Origin of the sequence: Ancylobacter sp. TS-1, assembly GCF_009223885.1 — a bacterium.
In the GTDB taxonomy this organism is placed as follows: domain Bacteria; phylum Pseudomonadota; class Alphaproteobacteria; order Rhizobiales; family Xanthobacteraceae; genus Ancylobacter.
This window is the reverse complement of the sequence record NZ_CP045144.1, coordinates 2,101,736-2,126,620: the sequence shown is the minus strand read 5'-3', so window position 1 is coordinate 2,126,620 and position 24,885 is coordinate 2,101,736. Positions and strand designations below refer to the sequence as shown.

21 protein-coding genes and 2 pseudogenes are annotated in these 24,885 nt (G+C 62.4%); 10 read left to right on the top strand and 13 right to left on the bottom strand.

The genetic code is table 11. The features are described from left to right. Window positions 1-64 precede the first annotated feature (64 nt). From GBB76_RS10070 to GBB76_RS10050, 5 genes are read right to left on the bottom strand one after another with little or no spacing between them, the layout of a single operon-like run. Window positions 65-1,654, bottom strand: coding sequence for a hypothetical protein (locus GBB76_RS10070; RefSeq protein ID WP_152303185.1), 1,590 nt, complete (start codon window positions 1,652-1,654; stop codon window positions 65-67). Next, entirely contained in the window at window positions 1,651-2,460 is an 810-nt protein-coding gene (locus tag GBB76_RS10065; RefSeq protein WP_152303184.1) for a hypothetical protein, read from the bottom strand. The genes GBB76_RS10070 and GBB76_RS10065 overlap by 4 nt, the downstream gene beginning before the upstream one ends. Window positions 2,461-2,463: 3 nt before the next feature. Then, window positions 2,464-4,815 (bottom strand): polysaccharide biosynthesis tyrosine autokinase, encoded by a 2,352-nt coding sequence (locus tag GBB76_RS10060; RefSeq protein ID WP_152303183.1) that lies wholly within the window; start codon window positions 4,813-4,815, stop codon window positions 2,464-2,466. 46 nt (window positions 4,816-4,861) lie between these two features. Then, window positions 4,862-5,662, bottom strand: coding sequence for a polysaccharide biosynthesis/export family protein (locus tag GBB76_RS10055; protein ID WP_246668879.1), 801 nt, complete (start codon window positions 5,660-5,662; stop codon window positions 4,862-4,864). Beyond that, the gene (locus GBB76_RS10050; RefSeq protein WP_152303182.1) at window positions 5,565-6,410 is read right to left on the bottom strand and encodes a tyrosine-protein phosphatase; all 846 of its coding nucleotides are present in this window, start codon (window positions 6,408-6,410) and stop codon (window positions 5,565-5,567) included. The genes GBB76_RS10055 and GBB76_RS10050 overlap by 98 nt, the downstream gene beginning before the upstream one ends. Window positions 6,411-6,630: 220 nt before the next feature. Between GBB76_RS10050 and GBB76_RS18640 the strand changes: the two genes are divergently transcribed. The 10 genes from GBB76_RS18640 to tviB all read left to right on the top strand — a co-directional run bounded on the left by GBB76_RS18640 (window position 6,631) and on the right by tviB (window position 17,507). Further along, entirely contained in the window at window positions 6,631-6,777 is a 147-nt protein-coding gene (locus GBB76_RS18640; protein WP_162375556.1) for a hypothetical protein, read from the top strand. Between the two features lie 50 nt (window positions 6,778-6,827). After that, the gene (locus GBB76_RS10045) at window positions 6,828-7,241 is read left to right on the top strand and encodes a hypothetical protein (protein WP_152303181.1); all 414 of its coding nucleotides are present in this window, start codon (window positions 6,828-6,830) and stop codon (window positions 7,239-7,241) included. A gap of 391 nt (window positions 7,242-7,632) precedes the next feature. Continuing rightward, window positions 7,633-8,760: an O-antigen ligase gene (locus GBB76_RS10040; RefSeq protein ID WP_202911068.1), complete on the top strand. Its 1,128-nt coding sequence runs from the start codon at window positions 7,633-7,635 to the stop codon at window positions 8,758-8,760. Beyond that, on the top strand, window positions 8,757-9,362 hold the full coding sequence (locus tag GBB76_RS10035; protein ID WP_152303180.1) for a sugar transferase: 606 nt from the start codon (window positions 8,757-8,759) through the stop codon (window positions 9,360-9,362). The genes GBB76_RS10040 and GBB76_RS10035 overlap by 4 nt, the downstream gene beginning before the upstream one ends. Further along, window positions 9,359-10,006, top strand: coding sequence for an acetyltransferase (locus tag GBB76_RS10030; RefSeq protein WP_152303179.1), 648 nt, complete (start codon window positions 9,359-9,361; stop codon window positions 10,004-10,006). The genes GBB76_RS10035 and GBB76_RS10030 overlap by 4 nt, the downstream gene beginning before the upstream one ends. Continuing rightward, window positions 9,999-11,189 (top strand): DegT/DnrJ/EryC1/StrS aminotransferase family protein, encoded by a 1,191-nt coding sequence (locus tag GBB76_RS10025; protein ID WP_246668878.1) that lies wholly within the window; start codon window positions 9,999-10,001, stop codon window positions 11,187-11,189. The genes GBB76_RS10030 and GBB76_RS10025 overlap by 8 nt, the downstream gene beginning before the upstream one ends. A 130-nt stretch (window positions 11,190-11,319) precedes the next feature. Continuing rightward, a complete protein-coding gene (locus GBB76_RS10020; RefSeq protein ID WP_246669116.1) occupies window positions 11,320-13,233 on the top strand; it encodes a nucleoside-diphosphate sugar epimerase/dehydratase in 1,914 nt (637 codons plus the stop codon). A 10-nt stretch (window positions 13,234-13,243) separates the two neighbouring features. Beyond that, window positions 13,244-14,359, top strand: a complete 1,116-nt coding sequence (locus GBB76_RS10015; RefSeq protein WP_152303177.1) for a glycosyltransferase family 4 protein — start codon at window positions 13,244-13,246, stop codon at window positions 14,357-14,359. A gap of 842 nt (window positions 14,360-15,201) precedes the next feature. Beyond that, window positions 15,202-16,215, top strand: coding sequence for an SDR family NAD(P)-dependent oxidoreductase (locus tag GBB76_RS10010; protein ID WP_152303176.1), 1,014 nt, complete (start codon window positions 15,202-15,204; stop codon window positions 16,213-16,215). Next, complete coding sequence (gene tviB / locus GBB76_RS10005; RefSeq protein ID WP_305765046.1) at window positions 16,212-17,507, top strand: Vi polysaccharide biosynthesis UDP-N-acetylglucosamine C-6 dehydrogenase TviB; 1,296 nt, start codon at window positions 16,212-16,214, stop codon at window positions 17,505-17,507. Before GBB76_RS10010 ends, tviB begins: the two co-directional genes overlap by 4 nt. Before the next feature lie 60 nt (window positions 17,508-17,567). On the opposite strand, the pseudogene GBB76_RS10000 reads toward tviB, so the two are convergent. The 8 genes and pseudogenes from GBB76_RS10000 to GBB76_RS09965 form a co-directional block, all read right to left on the bottom strand. Continuing rightward, window positions 17,568-18,377 (bottom strand): annotated as a pseudogene (locus GBB76_RS10000) (IS3 family transposase); the annotation flags it as partial. Between the two features lie 20 nt (window positions 18,378-18,397). Beyond that, a protein-coding gene (locus tag GBB76_RS09995; protein WP_152303174.1) for an IS3 family transposase occupies window positions 18,398-19,587 on the bottom strand; the annotation gives its coding sequence in 2 pieces (ribosomal slippage) (window positions 18,398-19,338 and window positions 19,338-19,587; 1,191 coding nt in all). Window positions 19,588-19,653: 66 nt separating this feature from the next. After that, window positions 19,654-19,945: pseudogene (locus tag GBB76_RS09990) on the bottom strand (transposase); the annotation flags it as partial. Window positions 19,946-19,970: 25 nt separating this feature from the next. Continuing rightward, window positions 19,971-21,161 (bottom strand): hypothetical protein, encoded by a 1,191-nt coding sequence (locus tag GBB76_RS09985; RefSeq protein ID WP_152303173.1) that lies wholly within the window; start codon window positions 21,159-21,161, stop codon window positions 19,971-19,973. Between the two features lie 570 nt (window positions 21,162-21,731). Beyond that, window positions 21,732-22,877, bottom strand: a complete 1,146-nt coding sequence (locus GBB76_RS09980; RefSeq protein ID WP_152303172.1) for an N-acetyl sugar amidotransferase — start codon at window positions 22,875-22,877, stop codon at window positions 21,732-21,734. Next, window positions 22,874-23,638, bottom strand: coding sequence for an AglZ/HisF2 family acetamidino modification protein (locus tag GBB76_RS09975; RefSeq protein WP_152303171.1), 765 nt, complete (start codon window positions 23,636-23,638; stop codon window positions 22,874-22,876). The genes GBB76_RS09980 and GBB76_RS09975 overlap by 4 nt, the downstream gene beginning before the upstream one ends. Further along, window positions 23,635-24,249 carry an imidazole glycerol phosphate synthase subunit HisH gene (gene hisH, locus GBB76_RS09970; RefSeq protein ID WP_152303170.1) on the bottom strand — a complete coding sequence of 205 codons (615 nt, stop codon included), beginning with the start codon at window positions 24,247-24,249 and terminating at the stop codon, window positions 23,635-23,637. The genes GBB76_RS09975 and hisH overlap by 4 nt, the downstream gene beginning before the upstream one ends. A 10-nt stretch (window positions 24,250-24,259) precedes the next feature. Next, on the bottom strand, window positions 24,260-24,865 hold the full coding sequence (locus GBB76_RS09965) for a serine O-acetyltransferase (RefSeq protein WP_152303169.1): 606 nt from the start codon (window positions 24,863-24,865) through the stop codon (window positions 24,260-24,262). Window positions 24,866-24,885 lie beyond the last annotated feature (20 nt).

Genomic DNA, 24,885 nt, shown 5'->3' with positions numbered 1-24,885 from the left:
GGTGGGTGCGCGATGACCGGCGGCGGTCGTCGCCGGCCCGGCCGTTCCTCCGTTGTGCCGCTGTTCAGCCCGGCAGGTCGCTCGTGGGCGTCCTCACGGGCTGGATGTCCAGCGACTGGAACAGGATTTCTCCGGAGGCGAACTGTTCGGAGGGGGTGCGGGCGTCGTGCACCAGCCGGATACGCTGCGTCGAGCAGGTGCCCGTCTCGGGAATGGTAAAGGTGAAGTCGAATTCCCGCCACTGGCGGGGCGAGCCGAGAAGCTGGTCCGACTGCCCGATGACCTGGTTCGAGGGGTAGCAGGCGACCTGCCAGCGCATGCCGCGCTTGGACGCCATCGCCCCCTTCTGCTCGCCCTCGAAGCGATAGGTTCCGGGCCGCAGCAGCGCGATCTGTCCCACAGGGCCGAACTTGACCTGCCCGACACCGAAACGCACGCGCAAGATCCGGCCGCTTTCGCCGGTGGGCCTGGAGACGAAGTCGACGAAGGCATTCACCGAGCGCGGCACGTTCCAGCCGAAGGGAAGCTCGCCGGCATCCTTCGAGAAGTCGAGATTGTTGACCGGGCGGACGTCCAGCACCTGTTCGTCCGACAGCATCTGGAGCCAGATGTTGTAGGCGGCGACCGCATGCCCGTCGGAGGCCATGCGCCGCCGCAGGAAGGGCGTCAGCTCGCTTTCCGTCGGCGGGCTACCGGCGGCCTTGAGCAGGGCGAAGAGCTGGAGCGGGTCGTCCGATGCCGCCAGCGACTGGCCCATGGCGGCGAAGAACCGGGCGCGCCAGCTCGGGTCCTGCGCCAGCGCGACCGCCAGAGCCTCGCGCCCCTCGGGGGTGAGGACCAGCGAATAGAGATAGCTCAGGGTGAAGCGGGCGAGCGCCGGGCGGGTGCGCATCAGCGCGTCCGCCATGGCGACAGCGCCGGCATAGTCCTTCGCCGCATAGTCGTGCTGCAGCAGCCAGAACACCGCCACCGTCTCGCGGCGCGAGCGGGCGACGGCGTCGATCATCGCCTGCCGGCGAATGTCGGGATCGTCCGAGGCATCGCCGAGGAGGCGGTAGGCGGCGGCGTTGAGCGGAGCCTGCGCGATGATGCGGCTGGCGAGGTCGCGGATCGTGGCCCGGCGCGCCTCGATCTCGGCGGGAGTGGCGGTGGGGGTGGGCGCGGTGGCCTCTGCAGGGTCGCCCTCGGGCGGGGTGTCGGCGAGCGGGTCGACGTGGGCTTCGGCACCCGCCGGGGCCGTGTCTGCCGTGCTGGTGTCCGCCGGCCCCATGTCGGTCGGTCCCATGTCGGCCGTCGTGGCATCCGTCGCCGCCGGGTCCGCGCCGCCCTGTCCCGTGGGACCGTTCCCGACGTCGGTTCCGTCGTCGGGGGTAAGCGCTAGCAGCGCCTGCCGCTCCTCGCGGGCGAGCGTCAGCAGCGCCTGCGGGTGGTTGGGGTGCAGCAGCAGGGCAAGGCGCGGGTATGGCTCGGCCAGCGCCATCGGCAGCGACGTGGTGGCGACGAACACGGTGAGCAGCAGGCCGAGCCCGGCCAGCAGCCCGGCCCGAACGGGATGAACGGCGAAAGCGAGGCCGAGATAAAGGGGCAGCCGGCGCCGCGCCGGCCGGCGCTTCTTGCGCGGCCTGCGTTCGCCTTCCGGGGGTGAAGCCGTCATGTCGCGCCCCTGAACAGGGTCAGCAGCCGGACCCACAGCGAGGCACCCTCGATCCGCCGCACGCCGAGAACGCGCGGGCGCCGGTGTTCGCGGTGGATGAGCGGCTGCGGTTCAAACAGCGGCCGGCTCGCCGCGTCGGACGGCGGGATGCGGATCTCTTCTGAGGCCGGCTTGGCGGCGCGCTTGCGAGCGGCGGCACGCTTGGCCGGCTTGGCCGTCTCCTTGGCAGTCGCGCTCGCCGCGCGCTTGGGCTTGCGGGAAGGCGACGCGGCCGTCTTGGCGGCAGAGGCGGCAGGCGCCACGGAAGGTGCGGCCGGGGCTGCAGGCGTGGCCGCAGCGGGCGCGAAGCCAGGCGCCGCTGGGTGCTGGCGGTCGTAGCTCTCGCGCCGTTCGTCGGTCTTCAGGTCGCCCCAGGCGTTGGTGACCCGGGTGCTGAACACCTCGCGATTGGCGGCGGCTGCCGTGCCGCGCAGGGCCTGCAGGTCGGGATGCAGCCAGCGCATGAGCAGCGCCATGTTCCGCCGCAGCTCGTCATGGGTCGAGGCGCGCGTGCCGCCGAGCACCCGGTAGCTGTCCGAGGAGGGCGAGAGCAGCGACTGCTCGACATAGAAGCTGGCCGCCTCCTGCAGCACGTCGTGCGTCTTGCCGGCGCGACGCGCGGCGACGGCCAGAACTTCCTCGTCGCCGATGGCGGCGGCCAGCAGGACGGGAATTCCCTCGGGCAAGGCCTTTCGGTGTAGGCCCCGTACCGACACGGGGTCCTTCAACAAGGCGAGGGCGGCGTCGAGCGCATCGAAGCCCGCCATGGGTTACACCAGCTCGGACTCGTTCGAGCGGGAGTCGCGGCGCTTGAACTTGGGCAGGAGCGACCTCATGCCCTCGGACGGCGCGGCGTTCCCCTCGTCCTGCCCGTGACCCTCGCCATATCCATAACCATAGCCATAGCCGTAGCCGTAATGGGCGCTGCGGAAATCGAACTTCGTCAGCACCACGCCGATGGTCTGGGCCCGCGCGAGCTGGAGCCGGCGCAGCGCGTTGCGGGCCACGGCCCGGCGGCCGTCGCCGGAGCCGGTGACGAAGATCGTGGCCGCCGCGGCCGCGCCGAGGAGCTGTGCGTCGGCAATGCTGAGCATGGGCGGGCTGTCGAAGATGACGAGATCATAGGTTTCCAGCACCACCGAGATCAGCGTGAACACGCGCGTGCCGCCGAGGATGTCGGCGGCATTGGGCGGCAGCGGTCCCGAGGCGATGAAGGAAAGGTTGGCAAGGTCCGTCCGCTGTACCACGTCGCGCAGCGTGGCCATGCCGGTCAGGCAGTTGGAAAGGCCGACCGTGTTGTCATAGCCGAGCTTGCTGTGCAGCGAGGGCTTGCGCAGGTCGGCGTCGATGAGCAGCACCTTCTTGCCGGTGATGGCGAAGTGCCGCGCCAGCGCGATGGCGGTGGTGGACTTGCCTTCCGAGGCGCCGGCGCTGGTGAGCACGAGGGTGCGCGGCAGTCCCGTCTCAGTGGAGAACTGGAGCGAGGTGGCGAGCGAGCGATAGGCTTCCGCCACCGGCGATCGCGGGTGGCTGAGCTCGGCGACGACCCCGTTCGGGAATTCCGTGTGCGGCACAATGCCGAGAACCGGCAGGCCGGTCGCCCTCTCCGCGTCCTCAGGGCTGCGGATGCGGTCATCGAACATCTCGATGAGATTGGCGGCGCCGAAGCCTCCGAGCAGGCCGAGGGCCAGCGCGCCCGCCAGAACCATAAGGGTGCGCGGGTGCGAGGGGCCGCCCGGCGGCAAGGCGCGGTCGACGATGAAGACGTTGTTGGTACCGACGCCGCTGGCGACGTCGACTTCCTTATAGCGCTGCAGCAGGTCGTTATAGAGGTTGCGGTTGGACGTCACCTCGCGCTGCAGAATGCTGTAGCGCACGTTCTTCTTCTGCAGGTCGATCACCTCGGCGCGCAGTTCCTCGATCCGGCCGCGCATCTGCGCTTCCTGGTTGGCCGAGGATTCATAGGCGGCCTTCAGCGAATTGCGGATGGTGTTCACTTCGGTGGCGAGCTGGCGGTCGATCTCGGCGATCTTCTTGGAGATCTCCACCATGGCCGGATAGCCAGGCTTGAAGGTCTCCAGCTTCTCCTCGTAGTCGCGCTTGAGTTCGTTGCGCTGGGTGCGTAGCCCGTCGATCACGTTGTTGGTGAGGAGCTGGGGCAGGTTGATGGCGTTGGTGTTCGCCACCTGCTTCCAGGTCTCCTCGTCGCGGATACGGTTCGAGATGAGCTGGCCCAGCGCGGCATTGGCGGCGGCGAGGTTGCTTTCGGCGATGGAGACCTTGTCGCTGGTCTCGACCATGTTCTCGCTCTCGGCGAAGGCGATCAACGCCTTCTCGGATTCTTCCAGCCGGAGCTTGAGCTGCTTGATCTGGTCTTCCAGGAAGACTTTGGCGTAGGAGCTGGCCTCGAACCGCTTGTCGAGATTGGACGCGACATAGGCGTCGGCATAGGCATTTGCGATGGATGCTGCCCGCAGCGGCGAGGTGTCGACGAACTGGATGTCGACAAGCCGGGACGCAGCGACCGGGCTGATCGAGACGTTCATTTGAATTCGGCCGACAGCGATGGCCCGCGCACGCTCCTGGACGATCACGGAATCTTCTTCCTGTGTCTTGTCAGAGAACAGGTCGAAGAGGCCGCCGATGAGGCCGGGCGAGAGATGAGTGAAACCGGAATCCTGCTCTAGCGCCAGGGCCGACACAACGCGCTCGGACATGGCACGGCTCTTCAGCAACTCATACTGCGTCTTCTGGAACTCGGTGCCACCCTGTTCGGCGGGTGCAGTCGAGCCGCCGTCGAAGATCTTTCCCGGCTCGCGGTCGATCTGAATGCGGACGTTGGCTGAATAGAGAGGGGTCGCTAGGAAGCAATAGACAAGGGCGATGACGAAAGAGATGCCGGTGGTACCGGTAATGAGCATTCGCCATTTCCAGGCGACGCCGATCAGATAGTGAATTAGGGCAGTGATTTCGACTTCGTGGGCGGGATCGACGCCGGGATAGCCGCTCGGTCCGTAGCTGCCGCCGTCCATGCGGGCGGGCAAGGCGCGATTTTCCGCAATGGCCGGCAACTGCCGCGGATTGCCCCCGGCCGCACCTCTATCGAAGCCGTCATCGCGCATTAAGTGCTACCATCCGAAACGTCGCAGGAAGAATAACAGTAAACAATTACAGCAGCAGGAACGAGCGCGCCAAGGGGGCCGTCTGCAGAAGATACCGCATGCCCACCTTGAGGTCGGAAGAGGGCACCATCACGATGTCGCCGGGCTGGAGGTCGGGGTCCTCCGTCTTCTGCTGGCGCAGGTCGTTCATGCTGTAGCGCACCACGCCGGTGCGCCCGTCGACCTTGCGGAACAGCAGCAGCGTCCCATCCGAATCCTCGTTCACCCCGCCGCTCGACGCGATGGCCTGGAGCATGCTCATCGGCCCCTGCATCGGGAAGACGCCTGGCTTCTTCACCGCGCCTTCGACGGTGATGCGGTGGCTGTTATATTCCTTCACCAGAACCGTGACCTGCGGGTTGCGCAGGTAATTGGTCTCCAGCTGGCTGCCGATGGTCTTCTCGATCTCGCTGACGGTCTTGCCGCTGGCCTGGACCTCGCCGATGAGCGGGAAGCTGAACTTGCCGCTTTCCGACACCTGGACCGTCTTGTTGAGGTCGTCGACCTTGAACACGTTGATCGTCAGGACATCGAGGGCGCCGACCCGGTAGCCGTCGCTACCAGGCGTTCCGGCGGCGGTGGCGAGCCGGGCCTCGTTGGCCGCCTCGGCGGTGGCGGTCCTGGCCGGCTTGATCGCGTCCGTCGATGAAGCGGCGGGCGAGTCGGCGTAGCTGCTGCCCGATGTCGAGCCGGTGACGACGGCGGCGCCCTTATCTGCCGAAGAGGCGACGCAGCCGGCCGTGAAGGCCGCCATCACCAGTACGGCCATGCGCGCCACCACGACTTCCGTCTTCCAACTCAGCGTCATCGAACCTTTCCACTACTATCGGCGCGCTCTCGGCGGCCGGTTTGTCCAAAATTATATCGCGCGGGCGCCCGAAGACCAATTGATCGGCCTCGGCTGATCCGACCAGACGTTCAGCTGCCTGGCGTCCCTCCGCGAGATCAGGCGGACGCTCCACAGTATCATGCGCATCGCTTGCGAGGATATGAACAATTCCCTCGCTCATCATTCTCTCGGCCCAATATTTGGGCCGCCGCCCGAACCGGCCCGACAGCGATCCGGCGGTGACCTGCATCCACGCGCCGCGGGCCGCCATGTGTTTGATCAGGTCATATCTGTCTTCCACCCACCGAAGACGCTCGGGATGGGTGACGATAGGCACGTAATTGGCCAAAAGAATGGAGAAGACCAGATCGTCGAGCCGGGCCGGCGCGACGTTGTGCGGCGGCTCCACCAGGGCGTAGCGCGTATCAGCGAGCGTCAGCAGGTGGCCGCTGTTGAGCCCCTCGGAAAAGCCCGGCACCACGTGATTGTCGGCGCCGGCTATCAGGCGGAGCGCGATGCCCGCCTCGTCGAGCGCCCGTTGCAGCCGGGCGACGGCGGTGCGGATGTTGCTGCCCGAATTGTGGTAGACGCCCGGAAGGATGTGCGGCGTGCAGGCGGCGATGACGACGCCCTGCCGGACCTGCATCCGCGCCATTTCCAACGAGACCGCGAGATCAGGGGCGCCATCGTCGATTCCGGGCAGAATATGCGTATGAAGATCTATCATCGCTCAATTCTGACGGTTGCCCCGCGCCGGCCCCCTGTGCCTTCCAAGTTCGCCGATGCCCCGATATGCGTGTTGAACAGGAAGCCCAAAGCACCGCAGCATGCTTATAGGCGGCCTGCCTCCTGTTCGCAACGAGAGGGTCAAGGCGGACTAAAATACCTCAAGCCAATACCAAGATACTCTATAGGGATTGATTCGCTTTAACCGAAGATTAATTGCGATGATTGAGAGTTACGTGGTCGGCTTGGCGTTGCTTGCTGTTGCATTTTCGCCGCGTGCGCTACAAAATGCTCTTGGTAAGCGTGCTGGTGTGCTGTGCGGCTTGACCTTCGACGGCAAAAGTGGTCTCAAGGGGTCGGTAGAATGAATATGCATACGTCTCGATCCGTGAGCGGGTGCGAAATTCTTGAGGGGCCAATGAAGCGCACGGCATCAGCGGTTGTTGTCCTTTGCGCGGGCATTCTCGGATTCGCGGGTTCGGCTGCGGCGCAGGGTACGTGCGGGACGTCGGGCACGCTGACCCAGGTCGTCGGCAATGTGGTTGTCGATCAGGGGGCGGGCTTCAAGAGCGCGTCCGTCGGTTCGTCGCTCAAGGCGGGTGACAAGGTTGCCGTCCGTGGCCCGGGCAATGCCGTGGTCGATTTCGGCTCCCAGCGTCTCGTGACGGTTACCGGCTCCACCACGCGGGTTATTCAGGCGCCGGGCTGCGCTTTCGTCCCCAACGACGTCGCCAAGATAGTCGTGCCGACCATGATCCTCGTCGGCGGCGTGTGGACGGCGGTCGAAATCTCGGACAACAAGAAGAATCGCTTCATTCCGATCAGCCCCTGAGGCGGTCAAGCTGTTCCAGAAGCCGCATGTGAGTTCAGGGCCGACGTTCCTCGCGTCGGTCCTTCTGCTTTTTGCGAACATCGTTCTCGGCGGCGCGACCAGCCTAGGTTACCTGTCCGACGTGGTGCTTCAATTTCTCTCCATTCCCTTCCTTCTGCTAGCAGTTTGGCTGTGGATTGACAGGCTGGAGTTGCGCCGCGGAAGGGCGATTCTTACGTTCGGTATTGTTTGCTGGGCGGGTATCGTGGGTATGGGGTTGCTGATCGCGCTGGCTCAGTATTTTGCTGTGTTCGGTGCGCCGGGAGTGCATGGGGTTTCGGTGCGTCTCTTGGCGGTCGGAGGTACGGCGGTCGACGTTGCCTCGACTGGTAGTTCGTCGGTCGATCCTTCAATGAGTGGCGCGGCGCTGCAGGCGGTTCTACCCGCGCTTGGGCTTTTTCTGCTGGTCGCACTAATGGATGAGGAGCGGCGTCTTCAGTTCGCCGGCTGGGCGGTGGTATTCGGCTTCATCGCACTTTTCCTTGGCATTCTTCAGGTGATGCAGGGCCCGGCCAGCGCGCTGCGCTTCTTCGAGATTAGCAACCGCTCGGAATCGGTGGGCTTCTTCGCCAACCGCAACCATTTCGCCGCGCAGCTCTATGTGACCTTCCTCATCGGCGTCGCCTGGTTGGTCGGCCGTGGCGACGGTGTCCTGGGGCATCGGGGCCCGAGCGCGCCCAAGGTGATCTGGCTCGCGGGGGCGTTCTGTCTTGGACTGTTGATCATGGCCGGCATCGCGCTCGCCCGCTCGCGCGCCGGCATTCTGCTGCTGCTTCTGGGACTGGCGGGCGTCGTGGTCATGGCGCCGCTGATCCTCGCCGTGCTTCGCGGGCGTGCCGCCGCTCCCCGACGGGTGCGCAGCCTCGTGCTCGCCGTGCTGGTGGGGCTGGTGCTGCTGGTCGGCCAGCTTGGTGCCGACCGCTTTCTCGGCCGTTTCGGCGGCGGCCTTGTCGACCAGATGCGCGCGACCCTCAACGAGACGACGCTGCAGGCCGCGCTGGAAGCTCTGCCCTTCGGCACCGGGCTTGGCACCTTCACCGCCGTGTTCCCCGTTTATGAAGGCCCAGCGACGCTGGGCCCGCACTATGTCAACCGTGCCCATGACGACTGGGTGGAGTTCTTCCTCGAAACCGGCCTCGCGGGCGGGTTGCTGGTGGCGCTGTTCCTCGTCTGGTTCGGCTCGCGCGTGTACCGGCTGTGGATCGCCCCGGATGAGAAGGGGGCGACGCGGCTCCTGGTGCTGCAGCAATGCGCCTCGCTGGCGGTGCTGCTGCTGATGCTGCATTCCTTCGTCGATTATCCGCTGCGCACTGCCACCATGCTCGCCTATTTCGCCGCCTGCTGCGCGCTGATGACGCCGGCCGAGGCGCTGGCGCGGGCCACGCGGCAGGCGCGCACCCCCACCGCTCCCGCCGTCCCCACGCGCGCCGCGCCGGCGCGCCGGCCGACGCGGCCCCCCGGCGCGGGAGCGCGGACATGATCAAGCGGGCCTTCGATATTGCCGTGGCGGCAGTCTTGCTCGTCGTGCTGGCACCGGTTTTTGTCGTTCTTGCGTGTCTCGTCCGGGCGAAGCTGGGCACGCCGGTGTTCTTTCGCCAGACGCGGCCGGGGTTGCACGGCCGGCCGTTCGAGATCATCAAGTTCCGCACCATGACCGATGCGCGGGACAGCGAAGGGCGATTGCTGCTCGATTGCGAGCGCCTGACCCGCTTCGGGCGCTTCCTGCGCGCCTTGAGCCTCGATGAGCTCCCCGAGCTGTGGAACGTCCTGAAGGGCGAGATGAGCCTTGTCGGCCCGCGGCCCTTGCTGATGGAATATCTGCCGCTCTATTCGCCGGAACAGGCCCGCCGCCATGAGGTGCGTCCGGGCATCACCGGCTGGGCGCAGGTGAACGGGCGCAACGCTATCTCATGGGAAGAGAAATTCGCGATGGACGTTTGGTATGTCGACAACCGCAGCGTCGTGCTCGATGTCCGCATCGTCGCCCTCACTGTGATCAAGGTCCTCAAGCGTGACGGAATTAGCGGCGACGGCGTTGCTACCGCGACCAAGTTCAAACGGACAGACGGTCAGCCGACATGAACCCGGCACTCCTCATACTCGGTTGCGGCGGGCATGGGCGTGTCGTCGCCGATACCGCGGTGGAGGCGGGCTACGAGAAGATTGCCTTCCTCGATGACAATCCGCCGCGTGAGGAAGGCCGGCTTCCCTTCCCTGTGCTCGGACCTCTGTCGATGCTGCCAGGCCTTGCCGGAGAGTGGCCTTGCGCCATCGCCGCCCTGGGCGACGGCGCGCGGCGGTTGGCGTTGTTCGAGCACCTCCGTCAGTCGCGGTTTTCAACGCCGACCCTCATCCATCCCTCCGCCATCATCAGCCGGGGCGCGACGATCGGCGAAGGCGTGTTTGTGGCAGTGGGCGCCATTATCAACACGGGAGCCCGTATCGCGGGGGCGGTCATCATCAATACCGGCGCGCGGATCGACCATGATTGCGACATCGGGACGGCTACGCACATCGCGCCGGGTGCGTCTCTCTCGGGCGCGGTGACCGTCGGTGCCGGTTCCTGGGTCGGGACCGGCGTGTCTATTCGGCAAAATGTTCGTATCGGCGCTGGCGTCACCATCGGTGTCGGCGCCGCTGTCGTGTCGGATCTTCTGGAAGCGGGCACCTATGCCGGCGTACCGGCACGCCGCCTTCTGCTACGTAATGAGGTGGAGCTTGCTTAACACCGGCTTCTCCCCCTGGCCGAGCGTCACGCCCGAGGAAATGGCGGCGGTGCAGCGGGTCCTTGCCTCGAACCGGGTGAACTACTGGACCGGCGAGGAGGGGCGGCTGTTCGAGCGCGAATTCGCCGCCTGGGCGGGGACGCGCCACGCCATCGCTCTCGCCAATGGCACGCTGGCGCTGGATCTCGCCCTGCGCGGCCTCGGGATCGGGCCCGGCGACGAGGTCGTCGTCACGCCGCGCACCTTCATCGCTTCGGTGTCCTGCGTGGTGAATGCGGGGGCGACCCCGGTCTTCGCCGAGGTCGACCGCGACAGCGGCAACCTGACCGCCGAGACCATCGCCGCCGTGCTCACTCCGCGCACCCGTGCCGTCGTGCTGGTGCATCTGGCCGGGTGGCCCTGCGACATGGACCCCATCATGCAACTGTCGGCGCGCCATGGCTTCAAGGTGATCGAGGATTGCGCCCAGGCCCACGGCGCCCGTTATCGCGGGCGCAGCGTCGGCTCCATCGGCCATGTCGGCGCCTGGTCCTTCTGCCAGGACAAGATCATGACCACCGGCGGCGAAGGCGGCATGGTCACCACGGACGACGAGGCGCTCTGGGCGCGCATGTGGGCTTACAAGGACCACGGCAAGAGCTGGGACGCGGTGTATAACTGCCAGCATCCGCCGGGTTTCCGCTGGCTGCATGAGAGCTTCGGCACCAATTGGCGCATGCTCGAAATGCAGGCGGCGATCGGGCGGGTGCAGCTGAGGCATATGGAGGCGTGGACTGCCGCACGCCGCGCCCATGCGCGCAGCATCGCGCAGGCGCTGGCGCCTTTTGTCGGACAAGGCCTACGTCTGCCGTCCCCCCTCGCGGCGGATGATATTCACGCGCAGTACAAACTTTACGTTTATGTGCAAGAAAGTAGATTGCGTGATGATTGGTCGCGCGACCGAATCATCGCAGAGATAATTGCCTTGGGAGTGCCTTGCTACCACGGAAGCTGTTCTGAGGTTTATCTTGAGCGTGCGTTTGAGGGGACAGGCTGGATGCCTTCTGTGAGGCTTCCCGTGGCGCGGGAGTTGGGTGATACGAGCATTGTGTTTCTCGTCCATCCCACGCTTACCGAAGACGAAATATCCCGCACCGGGGCTGTGGCCGCTCAGGTGATGGAGCAGGCATTTGTGCTGCCATGAGGACAATCACATATAGCGGTACCTCGTGACCGGCCGATGAGGGGCGCGACCGCAGGGCGGTGAGGACATGACGGGACCCTTTCTCAACTATCTCGCTGACCTCAGCCGGTCGCGGAAGCGGGCTGTGTTGATGCTGGTGGATGCGGTGCTGCTGGCGCTCAGCTTCGGGCTGGCCATGGCGCTGCGTCTCGACGGGTTCTCCCCGGCCCTGACGCCGTCCAGCTGGCTTGCCTTTGCGCTCGTCCTGCCCTGCACCTTGCTGTTGTTTCGCGTGATGGGGCTTTACCGGGCCGTGGTGCGCCATGTCGCCGGGCGCACGGTGCAGTTGCTCGCCGTCGGCCTTGCCGTCTCGGCTATGCTGCTGCTGGGGGCGAAGAGCTTCGGCCTGTTCCTGCCGCGTTCGGTGCCCGCCATTTACTGGCTGCTGGCGATGGGGCTCTTGGGCGGGGCGCGCTTTGGCCTGCGCGCGTTGTATCGCCAGCGTCAGGCGCGGCTGAGGGTGCGGGTTATCATCTTCGGCGCCGGCAATGCCGGGCGCCAGCTTTTAGCCACGCTGGAACATGGCGGCGATTACGCTGCTGTAGCCTTCGTCGACGACGCAACGGAGCTGCAGGGGCGCGACATTGGCGGATTGCGCGTACACGCGCCTGCGCGCCTGTCCAGCCTGGTGGCCGAACATGGCGTCGAACGCGTGCTGCTGGCCATTCCCAGCGCCTCGCGTCAGCAGCGCCGCAACATATTGGAGCGGATGGAGGGGCTGGGAATTCGCGTCCAGACCGTTCCCGGGCTCTCCGACATCGTCTCGGGCCGAGCCAAACTCAGCGAGATCCGCGAGGTCGCGATCGAGGATCTGCTCGGTCGCGACCCAGTGCCGCCACGGCAGGGCCTGCTCGACGCTAATATTCGCGGCAAGACGGTGATGGTGACGGGGGCGGGCGGCTCAATCGGCAGCGAGCTGTGCCGGCAGATTCTGCGGCAGGGGCCGGTGACGATAGTGCTGCTGGACGTGTCAGAATATGCACTCTATCAAATAGATATGGAACTTCGCGATGCCGTTGCAGCGGAGCACCTGCCGGTAGAAATTGTGCCACTGCTCGGCTCCATCCGAGATGAGGCGCGCGTAGCGGAGGTGCTTCGCCGACAGGAAGTGGATACGATCTTCCATGCGGCTGCCTACAAGCACGTCCCGTTGGTCGAGTCCAACGCCATCGAGGGTGTGCGCAACAACGTCTTCGGGACGTTGACCCTTGCGCGCAAAGCAGTCGAAACCGGTGTGAAGACCTTCGTGCTCGTCTCGACTGACAAGGCAGTGCGGCCTACCAATGTGATGGGCGCCTCGAAACGGATGGCGGAGATGATCTGCCAAGCCATGGCTGATGGGCCGACAGTTTTTTCGATCGTGCGCTTCGGCAATGTGCTCGGCTCGTCCGGCTCTGTCATTCCGCTGTTCAGGCGGCAGATCGAGGTGGGTGGTCCCCTCACGGTGACACATCCCGATGTCACTCGCTATTTCATGACTATCCCAGAGGCGGCGCAACTGGTCATCCAGGCCGGTGCCATGGCGAGGGGCGGCGACGTGTTCATCCTTGATATGGGGGAGTCGGTGCGCATCATCGATCTAGCCCGCAGGATGGCGCGCCTCAGCGGCCTGAATCCCGTCGTGATCGGTGTAGACCCCCCCAACGCGACGGCGAGTTCGGGCGACATCGAAATCCGCTTCACTCACTTGCGGCCCGGCGAGAAGCTCCATGAAGAATTGCTGATCGACAGTTGCGCTGCGACAACGAACCACCCGCGCATTCTTTCCGCCAGAGAGACGCACCTGCCGTGGCCCGACCTAGCCGCGATTCTGACTGAGCTTGAAACGGCCTGCGCTAACTATCGGACTTCGGACTTGCGTGACATTCTCCGGCGCGTGCCGATGGGCTACGTGTCATCTCCGCAAGCGAAGGTTGAGCCGGATGGGAATGTCAGTCGGTCGTCGCATCCAGGGTGGCATGCCGAAAGTGGCGTTCAAGTGAATTTCCCCAGTCTCAGAGGCTGATGCGAAAGGGATGCACATCTTCGTTCTCGCTTCCTACGCGCCGTCTTTGCTCAATTTTCGGGGCCCGCTCCTGCGGGAACTCTTGGCCGAGGGGCACCGCGTCAGCGTGGCTGCACCGCAGATCGACCCGCAATTGCGCCAACGAATGGAGAGCTTCGGAATATCAGTCTTTGAGGTTCCGCTTGAACGGACGGGGCTCGGCATCGTCGCCGACCTCATGTTCTACAGGGCGGTACGGCATCTGATGAACAAGTTGCGTCCAGACCGGCTGCTGACATATACGATAAAACCGAACATATGGGGCGCCTTTGCCGCTTATTCTGCTGGTGTGCCATCGGTAGCAATGGTCACAGGACTCGGCTATGTTTTTACAGAAACAGATGTTCGGCCATCGCTGCGAGAGCGTGCTGCCCGGCTGATTGCGCGCAAGCTCTACCGCGTCACTACCGCGCGGAATCGCAGCGTGATTTTTCAGAATCCCGACGACCGCCGCGATTTCATCAACGCGGGGTGCCTCGCCGACCCGTCCAAAGCCCGGCTGGTCCATGGTTCAGGGGTGGACCTCGATCACTATGCGCGTGCCCCACTGCCGGGCCAGCCTGTCTTTCTCATGATCGCACGGCTCGTAAGTGCCAAGGGCGTTCGCGACTATGCCCGCGCGGCACTCGAACTGCGCCGCCAGCGGTCTGCGGCTCGCTTCCAGCTTGCCGGTCCCCTTGATGGCGGTCCCGATAGCATCGCGGTTTCAGAGTTGGACGGATGGATCGCCAGCGGGCTTGAGTATCTTGGGCCACTTGATGACGTCCGCCCGGCCATAGCTGGGGCGCAGGTCTTCGTCCTGCCGTCATACCGCGAGGGTACGCCGCGTGCGGTTCTGGAGGCCATGGCCATGGGCCGAGCCATCATCACGACGGACACGCCTGGCTGCCGCGAAACTATCACGCATGGCTCCGAGGGTCTGCTCGTGCCCCCCCGCGATCCGTGGGCCTTGGCCGCCGCCATGATCCACCTTGCTGGGAGTATCGAGTTGAGTGCGGCCATGGGCGAAAGGGCATTTGAGCGTGCCCGCATGAAATACGAGGTCCACGCTGTGAACCGGGCGGTGATCGACATTCTTATGGGGTGAAGCGGAGGATTGAACCGCCTCACCACGATCCGTGTCCCATACATGGAAACCCAGCTTGGACAAGTTAATCGCAAGGCAAGGGACATCGATATCGAGCATGCGCTCTAACGTTGCACCCTCTGGTAATCCCGATTGAAATTCGTTCTAGCCCATTGAGAGGACCAGAAAATGCGGTGCAGCCGCATCATGGATGAGCGGATCATTGGCATCTTGAAGGGCACGAGGCTGGGGTGTCAAATGGCGTAGGAGCGGGACACCGGATGAGCGCGCAATAGGGACCCCTCTGGGTTTCGCTTAGTCGGGGGCAGATCCTATTTGAAGCGCCAGCTTCCGGTGCCGGGCTCGACGATGTTGCCGCGGTGGATGAGGTGACCGAGCGGAGCAGCGTTCGTCTCGGCGACGCCGAAGGCCGACGGCTAATTGCCGAAGGCGAGGTTTGTGGTGACGATGGGCGAGTTAGGCTCGCAAAGCCGGCTGATGGGGTGAAAGAGAAATTGCCCCCTGGACTGAGTGAAGGGGCGGGGCACGAGTTCGCCAAGCCAGAATGAGCATTCGAAAGCGTCTATGACAAAGGAATGATGCTTCCAGGCCGAAAAATTTGCGGCGACCGTGTCTGCTGCGACGAAACCTGTGCAAGCGGGCTCTTGCCGGGGTATAGCCACTCCAGCACGCCCACTCTGCAGTCGTGCCGCTGACCGTAGTCAGGACGAAATGTCCTGGGGCGTCAGCGTCACTCCACATTCAGAGAGCAGGTCCTTGTACAATATCATGATAGAACTGATGTGCTTCCCCCCGGTTCTGGCGATAGGTTGGGGCAAAGCGGTAACCCTTAAGGGATACTCATGCGTAATATTCTGATCACGGGCACGGCGGGTTTCATTGGCTTCCATTTGGCGCAGCTGCTGCTGACTGAAGGTTTTCGCGTGCACGGCTATGACGGCATGACGGATTACTACGACGTCACGTTAAAGCGGTGCCGGCATAATATACTAATGCAGAATCAGGGCTTCTCGGCCACCGAAGCATTGCTGGAAGACCGGGCTCACCTAGAAACGGTGTTCGATGTATTTCGCCCTGATGCCGTCATTCATCTCGCCGCCCAAGCCGGAGTGCGGTACAGCCTCGAGAACCCACGCGCCTATCTCGACTCTAACGTGATCGGCACCTTCAACGTGATGGAGGCTGCGCGACGTTTGGAGGTTAGGCACCTGCTAATAGCCTCGACTTCCTCAGTCTACGGTGCCAATGACGAGATGCCCTTCTTGGAGACGGAAAAGGCCGACACCCAACTTACCATCTACGCGGCTACTAAGAAAGCCGCCGAGAGCATGGCTCATGCGTATGCGCACCTCTGGGGCATGCCGACCACAATGTTGCGCTTCTTCACCGTCTATGGGGCGTGGGGAAGGCCGGACCTCGCGCTCTACAAGTTTGTGGACGCAATTCTCGATGGCAGGTCTATTGACATATACAATAATGGCGAGATGTTTCGCGACTTTACTTACGTTGAGGATCTCGTCCGCGGCATTCGCCTGTTGGTCGACGCCGTCCCCGAGCGGCCCGCCTCTAAGGATGCGATCGTGCCGGGTGACAGTCTATCGCCAGTGGCGCCGTTCCGTGTCGTTAATATCGGCAATTCCAACAAAGTGCGGCTACTGGATTTTATCAACGCGATCGAGGATTGCCTCGGCAAGAGGGCGATCCGCAATTACATGCCTATACAGATGGGCGATGTTCCCGCTACGTGGGCGGACTCGGAGCTTTTACAAAGGTTGACCGGGTACCGACCACAAACTGATTTCCGCGACGGTATCGCGCGCTTTGTTGAATGGTTCAGGGACTACTACGGGAAATGACAGGACTATCAGCAATATTGCCGCGCGAGGATGCAACCATCGCGGTGATTGGCCTCGGTTATGTCGGGTTGCCCCTGGCGGTGGAATTTGGCAAGCTTCGTCCAGTCATCGGTTTCGACATCGACCCTGGGCGTCTTGCCTCACTCGTCGCGGGGAAAGACAATACGCGCGAGATCTCCTACGAGGAGTTGGCCCAGGCGCGGCATCTGCGCTTCACATCTGACCCTACTGATCTGACTGCAGCGTCGATATATATCGTTACCGTGCCGACGCCGATTGACGCTCATAAGCGTCCGGACCTGACGCCGCTTTTGAATGCATCCAAGACCATCGGTCGAGCGCTTAAGCGCGGTGACATTGTTATCTATGAATCTACTGTGTATCCCGGTGCTACGGAGGAAGACTGCGTTCCTGTTCTGGAACTGAACTCGGGTTTGCGCTTCAACGAGGACTTCTTCTGCGGCTATTCGCCCGAGCGGATCAACCCCGGCGACAAGACGCACCAGCTGACCGCCATCCGCAAAGTGACTGCTGGCTCGACACCCGAGGTGGCCGCGACTGTGGACGCGCTCTACGCATCGATAATCGCAGCCGGTACTTACAAAGCCGAGAGTATTCGCGTAGCCGAGGCTGCGAAAGTGATCGAGAACACTCAGCGCGATCTCAATATCGCACTGGTTAACGAGCTGGCGATCATATTCAACCGAATGGGGATCGACACCGAGGCGGTATTGACGGCGGCTGGAACCAAATGGAACTTTCTGCCGTTTCGGCCGGGCCTCGTCGGCGGCCACTGCATCGGCGTTGATCCCTACTACTTGACCCACAAGGCTGAGGCCTTGGGGTATCAATCGCAGGTGATCCTAGCTGGACGACGTATAAATGACGGCATGGGTACTTATGTCGCCGGTCAGATGGTCAAGGCGATGCTGCGCAGGCGTATCCAGGTCAATGGATCGCGCGTTCTGATCCTCGGGCTAACCTTCAAGGAGAACTGTCCGGATTTGCGCAATACCAAGGTGGTCGACGTAGTAGCCGAGTTGAAGGAATATGGCATTCTGGTCGACGTTTACGACCCCTGGGCCGACCCGGATGAGGCGCGGGCAGAATATGGGCTAGACCTCGTTCCCGAGGTGCCGGCCGGTGCATATGACGGTGTGATCATTGCCGTCGGCCACCGCGTCTTCGCCGAACTGGGTGTTGGAGGTATCCGCGCCTTTGGCAGAGAGGGACACGTTCTTTACGATTTGAAACACGTGCTGCCCACATATGCTGCTGACCTACGGCTCTGACTGACCTGAGACCCATTTCTCCTCCGGCTTAGGAGAGAGTCCGAGGGTTGATTTGTGGCCTCAGGCGGCCGCTGTTTCCAGTGCGATTGTTGCCGCGAACTCGGCAGGGGATCGATTGCCGAGAGCGGAATGGGGGCGGTTCACATTGTAGTCCTCCTTCCATGAGGTGATGGCGGCACGGGCTTGGCCCAGGCTCGAGAACAGGGTCTCGTTCAAGCACTCGTCCCGGAAGCGACCGTTGAAGCTCTCGACGAAGCCGTTCTGCATCGGCTTGCCGGGAGCGATGTAGTGCCATTCGACGCCGGTCTGCTGGCACCATTTGAGAACGGCCATCGAAGTCAGTTCCGTGCCGTTGTCGGAAACGATGGTCGCAGGCCTGCCTCGGATGGCGAGCCGCGCGTCGAGCTCGCGCGTCACCCGAAGGCCCGAGAGCGAGGTGTCGGCCACCAGCGCCAGGCACTCCCGGCTGAAGTCGTCGACCACGGCCAGCACCCGGAAGCGCCGTCCGTCCGTGAAGGCGTCCGACACGAAGTCGAGGCTCCAGCGGACGTTGACCCGATCCGGGACCAGGATGGGACGCCGGGTGCCAAGCGCTCGCTTGCGCCCCCCGCGCCGGCGCACCTGGAGCTTTTCTTCCCGGTAGAGCCGGCGCAGCTTCTTCTGGTTCATGACGATGCCCTGGCGCCTCAGCATGACGTGGATGCGCCGGTAGCCGAAGCGGCGGCGCTCGCCGGCCACGGCCCGCATGGCTTCCCGCAGGCTGGCGTCATCGGGACGTACACTCCGGTAGCGCACGCTGGTGCGATCGACGCTCAGCGCCTTACACGCCCGACGCTGGCTCACCCCGTGCGCGGCACAGGCGTGAGCCACGGTGACGTTGCCCCCAACTTCTATCCAGCTGTGAGTTCGTTCTGGCGGTTGGATTTGCCCTCTCGGGCGTGCGGAGCGGCGGGGGCAGACGCGGAGCCGTTCATGGCGCGAAGCGTCTGATCCCGCCGCGGGTGGAACGTTGACGCGAAGGCGTTTGGCGTCTGCCATCCCAGCTTGGAGTGCGGCCGGTCGGTGTTGTAGTCGACCTGCCACCGGACGAGAGCAGCTCTGGCCTGAGACAGGCTGGAGAACAGCGTCTCGTTCAGCAGTTCGTCCCGCAGCCGGCCGTTGAAGCTTTCGATGAAGCCGTTCTGCATCGGCTTGCCGGGCGCGATGTAGTGCCATTCGACCCGAGCCGCGTCGGCCCAGCCCAGAATCGCATTGGAGGTGAACTCGCTGCCATTGTCGCTGACGATCATCTTCGGCCGGCCACGCTCTGCCAGCAGGCGATCAAGTTCGCGCGCGACCCTCACCCCGGACAGCGACGTGTCAGCCACCAGCGCCAGGCACTCGCGGGTGCAATCGTCCACGATGGCCAGCATCCGGAAGCGACGGCCGTCGGTCATCTGGTCGGCGACGAAGTCGAGGGACCAGCGCTCGTTCGGCCGCAGCGGGATCATCATCGGCGCCCGCGTCCCGATGGCCCGCTTGCGGCCACCCCGCGGGCGCACCATCAGCCGTTCCTCACGATAGAGCCGGAACAACCGCTTGTGGTTGACCCGGAAGCCCTCCCGCCGGAGCAGGACGTGGAGACGGCGATACCCGAACCGCCGCCGCTCCTGGGCGATGGCTTTCATCCGCTCCCGCAGCGAGGCGTCATTCACGCGCGTGGCCTTGTATCTCATGGTCATGCGGCAGAAGCCGGTGGCTTTACACGCCCGCCGTTCGCTCATCCCATGGACATCCATGAGGTGGACGACAGCTCTGCGCTCGGCAGCGGGCGTCACCACTTCTTTCCCAGGAGATCCTTCAGCGCGACGTTGTCCAGCATGGCGTCGGCGAGCATGCGCTTCAGCTTGGCGTTCTCATCCTCGAGCGCCCGCAGCCGCTTGGCCTCCGATACGTCCATCCCGCCGAAACGGGCCTTCCACTTGTAGATGCTGGCGTCGCTGACCCCGTGCTTCCTGCACAGGTCCGAGACCGGCACCCCGGCCTCATGCTCCTTCAGGATGCTGATGATCTGCTCTTCCGTGAAGCGGCTGCGCCTCATGTTCTGGTCCTCTCATTGGGCCAGAGCGAACTTCAAGCTGGATTAGACCTGAGGGGCAACGTCATCGGCTTTGCGCCTTGCATCGGGCGTCACCATTTTTTTGCACTGACATCCTTCAGGATCGCGTTGTCGAGCATCTGCTCCGCCAGCAGCTTCTTCAGCCGCGCGTTTTCTCCTCCTCAAGCGCCTTCAGCCGCCGGGCATCGGACACATCCATGCCGCCGGACTTGGCCTTGAACTTGTAGAAGGTCGCCGAGGAGATGCCGTGCTTGCGGCAGACATCAGCGGTCTTCGCGCCCGCCTCCTGCTCCTTCAGCATCCCGATGATCTGTTCCTCTGTGAACCGTGAGGCTCGCATCGTCCGTCTCCATGATCGACGGACTCTACCCAAATCTGGAGGAGGATGAGGGTCTCAGGTCAGGCCGGGCTCTCCAATCGAAAGGCGCCGTCGGCTGATAGCGCCTCTCCGGAAGGAAGGACATCAAGTAGAGCAACAGCATTGGCATGAACATCCATTTCTGGCGTAACGCGATTCCTAAATTCGTAGTTGTCATGGCGAATATCACCCAAAGAGACACCGAGAAAAACAGAAAAAACCACTTGCTAGTTGAGTCCAAACTAGAGCGTCGCCTAAATATTCTGAACATACATAAAGCCGCAATAATCAGGAGAAAAGTATTCTCTAAACTCGCTACCAATCCCATTACGCCACCCATTCCAACAAACAATGGCATGAACGAATAGTAAAACATTTTTTGTGGCAAAATCATGCTGGAAATGTCAATCGAAGATCCCCCGCTTGTATTTACGGACTCGCGGTAATCAATGAGTTCGTCAATATTATTGAACGCGCCTGATTCCCCAAAACCCGCCGCTGAAAGAGTCAGTTGAACTGCGTAAGCTGCTGGTAAGGCTAAAGCAGAAAGTATCACAAACTTTTTAACCGCAGATATTTTACCAGAAAGGGTAATCGCCATAATAAACGAAAACACAACGACTCCTGAAATATGAGGCCGAACTATAGTATAGACCAACACTCCGGCAATAAAAGCAACCCATCTTCTTTTGAAGTCCAGCGCACTCCAACACAATAGGCCAGTTCCTAGAACTGCGATCGAGTCTTTTCCAATTGCAGCCGACCAGAAGTTCAGCCCTGGAAGAAATGCGATTGTTATCGCTATAGATCTGACGCGGCGAGATTTGTTTTTCAGAGACTCCAACAGCGCAGCCAATATAGCCAAAACCCCATACGCGCCAAAAAGACCAAAAACGAGAAATGTTCCAATGTAGGAAAATCCCAAAACCTGAGTAAATATCGACGTGATATAATCTATCGCGCGAGTTCCAAGGGCGAAAGAAAGATCGGCGCCAAAAGATCGGATAAAGTAGCCTGAGGCATCGGAGGTATTGTAAATCGCAAATATAGCGTAGTAAAAACAAAAAACCGTATGACAAAAATAAACTATAACAGAAAGTATTGACGGCACGGCACGAAACGGCTGCGCAGCAAATGCAATCGCACCCAAAATAAAGAGCGCGAATGCCGTGAAGACCTGCCAAGCGATTTCCAACATTTTTCGTCCTTCTTCACATGACCGGACTGGCGCTTGACGACACAGAAAGGATATTCGCCTGCACCTTGGCGATGATACGGTTGATCTGCCCATTGACGCTATGCAGCCTGCCCCCCCCATTCGGTCCCTCGTGCACGGCGCCTCAGATCTGGCCCATCCGCCTGAACTACGCCTCGCGCTAGGTGCTAACGCAGACATAGTCTGCCCAGACCGAGTCCTCGTTGCCATTCGGAAGCGCGTTCCAGACCTTCGCTGTCCTAGTGTCTAGGCTGCCCACCTCACGGCAGGCGATCCGACCGAATTGGCGCAGGCGATGGATTATGCATAACGATCTTGCCAAAGGAGGGGAAAACTTCTCTAGTTTACAGCGCTTTAACATCGCAACACGTCAATCAAGAATGTTGCCGGCGAATTTCCGTCAAGTCCAGAGACTGATGATTGTCGCGCAAACAAACCGGACATATGCAAGCGACCGATCGCCGCATACCGAAAAATCAGATCTTAACATAGGCGACGTTCACATATTAAGCACGAATATCCTGCTATGGGAATCTGTTCTGTAAATAAAGCTTAGCTATCCCATCGTACTCGCCCGTGGCCAAGCTTGAGCTTTCGGTACATTTTTAGCAGAAACTGATAAAAGTTCACCTCCGACGGGTAGTCGGTATGCGGCTTCTCCGGCCGTTCCATGTAATCACGGAATTTCTCTTCGCTCCAACCCATCTTCTTGATGAAGTATTTGCGGTCGGTCTCCATGTCCCGTTCGGACGGGTAAGCGATACCCGCGGCCTGCTGAAGCGCCTCGTCGCGGGTCATCTCACCGCTCATCACGAGGGAAGAGAGGTGCGGCTTGCGCTTGTCGACGTTGAATTTGTACGGTAAGATATACGCTTGGTAGAACCGTGTGAAGACACTTTCATAGTGCTTGTGCGGATAAGGCTTGTAGTCGAATTCGGCTTTCAGCACCTCGAGCGTTTCGAACTTCTTGTAGTCGAGGAGGTCGAGGAACGAGATCCAGCGAATCCGGTTCAGCATCACGTAGCGCGCAGTGTCGAGGGTAGAGATCGCCGGGAACGTCTTGAGCCTCGGTCCGCCGAAGCGCTTCGATATGCCGGTGATGTTGCGCTTGTCGGATTTGTACCAATTCCAGGTCTTAGGGATGTCTACACCTTCGGTGACGATGTTGGTGCCCGCGAGGATGTATTTGAGCCCGTACTTCGCCGCCTGCTGGAAATTCACCGCCAGCATGGCGTTGTCGTAAAGCACCTCGACATCGATCACGTCGGCGTCGAAGAAAGCGTTCATGAGCCCGCGGATCTCGGGCCAGTCGATCACGTGTGTGTAGAGGTCCACCCCCAGCCCGCGCACGAGGTTGGAAATGTTGTTCTGGGCGAGCTCGGAGTTCCAGCCCGAGTCCATGTGGACGGCGAGCGGACGCAGGCCGAGGCGGACCGCCTGAACCAGCGCCCAGGAGCTGTCGACCCCGCCCGAGAGACCGACAATGCAGTCGTACTGCTTGTTCTGGCCGGACGCCTTGACCATCGAGACGAGCTTGTCGAGCCGCTCCTGGCGCTTGGCGTCGTCGGGCTCGATGTGCTTTGCGCGTTTAGCGAGGAAGGTGGTGCAGTAGTTGCACACTCCGTTCTCGTCGAAGGTGATGTCACCGGCGGTGCTGTCCATGATGCACCTTGTGCAGACCTGATTGTCGTTGCTCATTGCTTGCGCCACAATTCCTTGAGTTCCCGTGGTCTCGGATAGGAGATCAACACCGCTTTATGCGGCCCCTGGAAGACAAAGAAGGCCCCGGCCGCCACAGCACTTGCGCCCGCCCCGCGCGCGGCCTCGAAATCGTCGAGCGAGCCTGCGCCGCCAATGGCGGTGACAGGAACGTCGACGAGGCTTGCGGCTTCCTCGATCAGCTCAAGGTCCATGCCACCCCGGGTGCCGTCGCGGTCAACGGCGTTGAGGAGTACTTCGCCGGCCCCCGCCCCGACCACGGATTTGACCATATCCTGCCAGCTGGCGTCGGCAAACTTCGCTCCTGCCCGGCTGTAGGGCTTCCTGCGCCCGAGCCAGTCTTTCTTGACGTCGACTGAGGCGACGACGGCCTGTGACCCGTAGCGCGCGGCGATCTGCCCGACGAGGGCGCGGTTCGTAGCGAGCGTCGATTGCAGCGCCACCTTCTCGATACCGATATCGAAGAGCTGCTTGGCTTGATCGTAGGTCTTGATCCCGCCGCCATAGCCCATGGGCATGAAACACTCGCTGGCGAGCTGTTCGATGAACTCGAAATCAGGGCCCCGGCCCTTCACGCTCGCCTCGATATCGGTCACGAAAAGCTCATCGACCTCCTTTTCGTTGAAGATCCGGATAGCGTTGATCGGGTCACCTACATACTTGGGATTGCAGAATTTTTCTGTTTTCACCAGCCCGCGGTCGGACAGCAGGAGGCTCGGAATGATGCGAAAACCGATCATGCGAGCTCCGAGAAACGCTTGAGAAGCGCCATACCGAAGCGGTGGCTCTTTTCGGGGTGAAACTGAGTGCCAAAGACGTTGCCATTGCGGATCGCGGAGGCGAAATTATAACCATAATGGCTGGTGGCCAGCACTTTGTCGGGGCTGTCGCAGACAGCGTGATAGCTGTGGGTGTGGTAGAAGAGCTGTTCCTCCTCGCCGAGAGGCAGAAGCGGATTGTCCTGCGTTGGAGTCACCAGTGCCCAGCCCATGTGCGGCACCTTGAGGCCGGTGCCTTGGAGCGAGAAGGCCTGCACGTCGGCGGGCACCCAACCGAGGCCCGGGCGGCTACCCTCGTCGCTGCCGCGGCACAAAAGCTGCATCCCGAGACAGATGCCCAACACCGGGATCTTCGCCTCGAGCGCAAGCCGGTCGAGCACCGGGCGCCAGCCGCCGTCATCGATCGCGGCCACGCCCGCGTCAAAGGCGCCGACGCCGGGCAGGACGAGCTTTTGCGCCCCCTCGAGTCCGGCGGGCTCGTGCACAATCTCGGCCTCGACACCGATATGCTCGAAAAGGCGCCGGACCGACTTGATGTTGCCGATGCCGAAATCGGCGATGGCGATGCTCATGCTCTTGCCCTCATGCGCCGTCCTGCCCCGCCCCTCGCTGCGCCCGCTCGCCGGTCTCGCTGGTCGCCAGCACCTTCGCAGGCACCCCGGCGATCAGCAGCCCATCGCCGTCGAAATCCTCGGTCACTACCGCGTTGGCGCCGATGGTGCAGTTCGACCCGATACGGATCGGCCCGTAGATCTTGGCCCCCGGCCCGATATAGACGTTGTCGCCAATCCGGGGCGAGTACTCCGCAGCTCTCGCAGGATCGACGAAGACCGCCGCCCCGCCGATATGCACGCCCTGGTGGATGCGGCAATTCCTGCCGATCCGCGTGGTCGGGTCGATGATGAGCAGCCCGTGATGAACAATGGCGACGCCGGGGCCGAAGATATTTGGGCCGATGGAAAACCCGAGCTTCACTTGGAGGCGGCGAAACCAGATCAGCACCGGCAGGCGTAGGAGCGCGGTTTTTCGCGTGTTGGTTAGGTATTCTAGGAGCCGCATCACGACGGTGAGGCGTAACGTGGGGTCCATGATCCAGGATTTGAAACTGAGCGGCTTGCCGATGCTGGCGAGGTCGGCGGCAACATAGACTTTGAGGTCTTCCCAGCTTGCGATCCGGTCTTTGGTCATGGGGAGTCTCCCTGGACGGT

Coding starts and splice junctions, on each gene's coding strand:
- GBB76_RS10070 (WP_152303185.1), bottom strand. CDS start 1,654: ATGACGGCTTCACCCCCGGAAGGCGAACGCAGGCCGCGCAAGAAGCGC.
- GBB76_RS10065 (WP_152303184.1), bottom strand. CDS start 2,460: ATGGCGGGCTTCGATGCGCTCGACGCCGCCCTCGCCTTGTTGAAGGAC.
- GBB76_RS10060 (WP_152303183.1), bottom strand. CDS start 4,815: ATGCGCGATGACGGCTTCGATAGAGGTGCGGCCGGGGGCAATCCGCGG.
- GBB76_RS10055 (WP_246668879.1), bottom strand. CDS start 5,662: ATGACGCTGAGTTGGAAGACGGAAGTCGTGGTGGCGCGCATGGCCGTA.
- GBB76_RS10050 (WP_152303182.1), bottom strand. CDS start 6,410: ATGATAGATCTTCATACGCATATTCTGCCCGGAATCGACGATGGCGCC.
- GBB76_RS18640 (WP_162375556.1), top strand. CDS start 6,631: ATGATTGAGAGTTACGTGGTCGGCTTGGCGTTGCTTGCTGTTGCATTT.
- GBB76_RS10045 (WP_152303181.1), top strand. CDS start 6,828: ATGAAGCGCACGGCATCAGCGGTTGTTGTCCTTTGCGCGGGCATTCTC.
- GBB76_RS10040 (WP_202911068.1), top strand. CDS start 7,633: ATGAGTGGCGCGGCGCTGCAGGCGGTTCTACCCGCGCTTGGGCTTTTT.
- GBB76_RS10035 (WP_152303180.1), top strand. CDS start 8,757: ATGATCAAGCGGGCCTTCGATATTGCCGTGGCGGCAGTCTTGCTCGTC.
- GBB76_RS10030 (WP_152303179.1), top strand. CDS start 9,359: ATGAACCCGGCACTCCTCATACTCGGTTGCGGCGGGCATGGGCGTGTC.
- GBB76_RS10020 (WP_246669116.1), top strand. CDS start 11,320: ATGCTGGTGGATGCGGTGCTGCTGGCGCTCAGCTTCGGGCTGGCCATG.
- GBB76_RS10015 (WP_152303177.1), top strand. CDS start 13,244: ATGCACATCTTCGTTCTCGCTTCCTACGCGCCGTCTTTGCTCAATTTT.
- GBB76_RS10010 (WP_152303176.1), top strand. CDS start 15,202: ATGCGTAATATTCTGATCACGGGCACGGCGGGTTTCATTGGCTTCCAT.
- tviB (WP_305765046.1), top strand. CDS start 16,212: ATGACAGGACTATCAGCAATATTGCCGCGCGAGGATGCAACCATCGCG.
- GBB76_RS09985 (WP_152303173.1), bottom strand. CDS start 21,161: ATGTTGGAAATCGCTTGGCAGGTCTTCACGGCATTCGCGCTCTTTATT.
- GBB76_RS09980 (WP_152303172.1), bottom strand. CDS start 22,877: ATGAGCAACGACAATCAGGTCTGCACAAGGTGCATCATGGACAGCACC.
- GBB76_RS09975 (WP_152303171.1), bottom strand. CDS start 23,638: ATGATCGGTTTTCGCATCATTCCGAGCCTCCTGCTGTCCGACCGCGGG.
- hisH (WP_152303170.1), bottom strand. CDS start 24,249: ATGAGCATCGCCATCGCCGATTTCGGCATCGGCAACATCAAGTCGGTC.
- GBB76_RS09965 (WP_152303169.1), bottom strand. CDS start 24,865: ATGACCAAAGACCGGATCGCAAGCTGGGAAGACCTCAAAGTCTATGTT.